Origin of the sequence: Pseudofrankia sp. EUN1h, from assembly GCF_001854645.1 — a bacterium.
Lineage (GTDB): Bacteria > Actinomycetota > Actinomycetes > Frankiales > Frankiaceae > Pseudofrankia > Pseudofrankia saprophytica.
In genome coordinates this window covers 1-3029 of the sequence record NZ_MBLN01000028.1, presented here as the reverse complement: position 1 = coordinate 3029, position 3029 = coordinate 1, and the positions used below count along the sequence as shown (strand labels likewise).

The 3029-nt window shown below is 71.2% G+C and carries 3 protein-coding genes; 1 reads left to right on the top strand and 2 read right to left on the bottom strand.

Going from position 1 to position 3029, the window contains the following annotated elements:
- Window positions 1–124: 124 nt before the first annotated feature.
- Both BCD49_RS08115 and BCD49_RS08110 read right to left on the bottom strand, forming a co-directional pair.
- Entirely contained in the window at window positions 125–598 is a 474-nt protein-coding gene (locus BCD49_RS08115) for an HIT family protein (RefSeq protein ID WP_007517806.1), read from the bottom strand.
- 215 nt (window positions 599–813) lie between these two features.
- On the bottom strand, window positions 814–1554 hold the full coding sequence (locus tag BCD49_RS08110) for a maleylpyruvate isomerase family mycothiol-dependent enzyme (RefSeq protein WP_027140739.1): 741 nt from the start codon (window positions 1552–1554) through the stop codon (window positions 814–816).
- Window positions 1555–2036: 482 nt separating this feature from the next.
- Here BCD49_RS08110 and BCD49_RS08105 point away from each other — a divergent pair, with 482 nt between their 5' ends.
- Window positions 2037–2843, top strand: a complete 807-nt coding sequence (locus BCD49_RS08105) for a 2-phosphosulfolactate phosphatase (protein WP_007517802.1) — start codon at window positions 2037–2039, stop codon at window positions 2841–2843.
- The last annotated feature ends 186 nt before the right edge of the window (window positions 2844–3029 follow it).

Below are 3029 nucleotides of genomic sequence, written 5' to 3'. Positions count from 1 at the left end.
GACCAGCCCGTCCCAGCCGTTCACGCCACCACACCGCGAAGATCGGGAACGGGCCACGGCCAGCCCACAACATCAAGATTCAGGACAGGCTCTCAGTGAGGTTGTGTCGGTCTGCTCTCGTGTCTCACTGAATCTGCTTCGTCCGTGCGTCCTGCGCGTCGTCGAGCCTGGATAGCCCGAGGCGCACCGCAGTGGCCGCCTCGTCGAGTTCGCCGCGTTCGCGCATGCGCCAGTCGGCGTCGATGCGGAAGCTGTCACCGGCGAAACGCGGGAACACGTGCAGGTGGACGTGGAAGATCTCCTGGAAGGCGGCCGCGCCGTCCGCGAGGAACAGGTTCACGCCCTCGCACCGCAGGTCCGAGTGGCGCAGCGCCCGCCCGAGGCGGTGCGCGACCTGCCACATCCAGGCGCCTGCCTTGTCGTCCAGGTCCGCCAACCCCACGGCGTGCGCCTTCGGCACGACCAGCAGATGACCCGGCGTCACCGGCTGGAGGACCATGAACGCCAGCATGGCGTCGTCCTCGTAGACAACGCTCGACTCAGCCTCACCGCGGACAATCGCACAGAACACGCACAGGTCATTGGTCACGTGGGCCATGACACCATGAGGGCGATCACTCGGCCTCCGAAATTCCCGCCCGGCGCGAGTCCTCCAGACGCAGACGGGGCGGGGCCAGTCCGCCAGACGGTGGCCGCCCGCTTGCCGGCCGTCTCAGCGAATCCGCTTCGATCAGGGCGTTGTCGCGAAGGGTGACTGGCGAGACTCAGACTCAGACCATTCAAGATCTAAGCCGCATCCGCTGGGCCGAGTGCTCAGAAGGGGGTGTTGGCGAGCCAGGCGGTCCACAGCTCTTGATCCCCGACGATCTCCAAGCGGTGGTCGTCGTCGGGGAGACGGCGCAGCAGCGTGAGCAGCAGGTCGGCCGCGGTACCGCGGACCGCGGCGTCGCCCTTGCCGTGACCGTGGTCCCAGCTGATCCCGTCCGGACCGCCGCGAACCGTCCACTCCCCGTCGGGGCCCAGGCCGTCGTCGGTCGCGTGCAGGTGAATCGTGGCGCCTTCGCGAAGGGCCGTGGCGCCGGGGCGAGCGGCGAGGAGGCCGAGCCATTCGGAGAGCCCGTCCGCCGCGAGCGCCGGCTCGACCGTGTACCCCGTTCCCAGCGCGAGCGCGGCGTCGATGCGGTGGACGACCGCCTCGTACAGCCGCCGCCGGACCCACCACCGGGCGGGCTGCGGGCCGGTGAACGTCCACACGGGTATGTCTGGATCCACAGCGACCGCGTCGATCAGCACCGCCGGGCTCTCGCGCAGCCACGCCAGCGCGCCGTCGTGGTCGGCCGGTGGCTTGCCGCCCGCGACCGTGCGCGGGTCGATCGCGTCAACGGCCCGCGTCTGGACGATCTCCGCAGCCCAGCGATGAAAGCGCCCGACGTGGCGCATCAACTGGGCCAGGTTCCAGCCCGGGCAGGTCGGAACCGGCGTGTCCAGGTCGGCCTCGCCGAGCAGATCGGCTAACAGATGGTTCTGCTCCACCAGAGCGGCAGCATGGTCCACACCTGGCACCGTACGCTGACCGGGCACCCAAACTCCACGCCGCGGTCAGCGGACCTCGGCAGCCTCACCACGGCCCCCCACCAAGATCTCGACCACGTTCGCCGTCGTCCAGGCGATCTTGTGGCGGCCGGGTGGAGGAGGACGGCGTGACCGTCATCGGCCGCTTCGAGATCGGCTCCAATCCGGCCAGGTCGCCGCTCTGACGGGCGAAAGGCGACCTCGCGCCGGGACGGCCGTTTCGCGCCGAGGTGTCGCGGGGGCCCTGAAGCATGTGCCCAGGCCCCGCGCTTGCGCACCTGGCGTGGACCGCAAACCGGACGTCGGATGTTGGCCGTCCGCGCCTGGACGCGCCCGCCGGAGTAGGGCCCCGGCTTCGGCTTTGTTGCCCTGGCCCGCTACGTACGAGCGCTCGCCTGCCGCTGTCGAGCCCGTACTGGAAGGGTTGACGTTGCCGTATTCCGCGGCGGAGGAGGCATGTGATCATGGTTGCCGGGCAGCGCCCGTTCGCCGTCCGATTCGGCTGGGGCGGCGAGGACCTGGCGGCACTGGCGCCGGCGAGCGACCTGGTCGTGATCGTCGACGTGCTGCGGTTCACGACGGCGGTGAGCGTCGCTGTCAGCCGCGGCGCGGTGGTGCTGCCCTATCGGTGGCGTGACGCCACCGCCGCCCAGTTCGCCGCGCAACGCCGCGCGGTCCTCGCCGGCCGGAGAGGAGACCCACTCGCTGCCTGGTCGCTGTCACCCACCGACCTCGCCCGCATCCCGGCGGGAACCCGCCTGGTCCTGCCCTCCCCGAACGGCGCCACGCTGTCGGCCGTCGCCAGCGCGTACGGCGCCGCACCGATCGCCGGCTGCCTGCGCAACGCCGCGGTGGTCGGTGCCCTGCTCGCCCACAACGTCGCCGCCGGCCGCGCCGCCGCGGTGATCGCGGCGGGAGAACGCTGGCCGGACCCGTCGGGAACCGTGCACGCCGGCCCACTGCGACCCGCCGTCGAGGACCTCCTCGGCGCCGGCGCGGTCATCGCCCGCACCGCCGAGGCCGGCTCCCTCACCCGGACCCAGCTCTCCCCGGAAGCCCGCGCCGCCCGGGCGGTGTTCGAGGCGGCAGCACCTGTCCTGCACGACGAACTACGCAGCTGCGTCTCTGGGCGGGAACTGCTGGAACTCGGCTGGGACGACGACATCGAGGCCGCCTCCCAGCTCGATGCCGACACCGCGGTGCCCCTCCTACGCGACGGCGCCTTCACAGCCCTCGCCGGGCCCGCCCTCCAGCCGAGTCGTGGCAGATGAGCGCCCCTATGGACACTGCCTTCCGACACGCATCGACGGCGCCTCGCCGGACCACGGCGTCTATGGGCGCGCTCATCTGCCACGACTCGTGTGTGGGGGTTAGTAGCCCGTGCGCCTGACGGCGCACCCTGATCGGGTGAAAACTGTCTGTGGATCGTCTGGCTGACGTCGTGCCGCCTTGGCGCG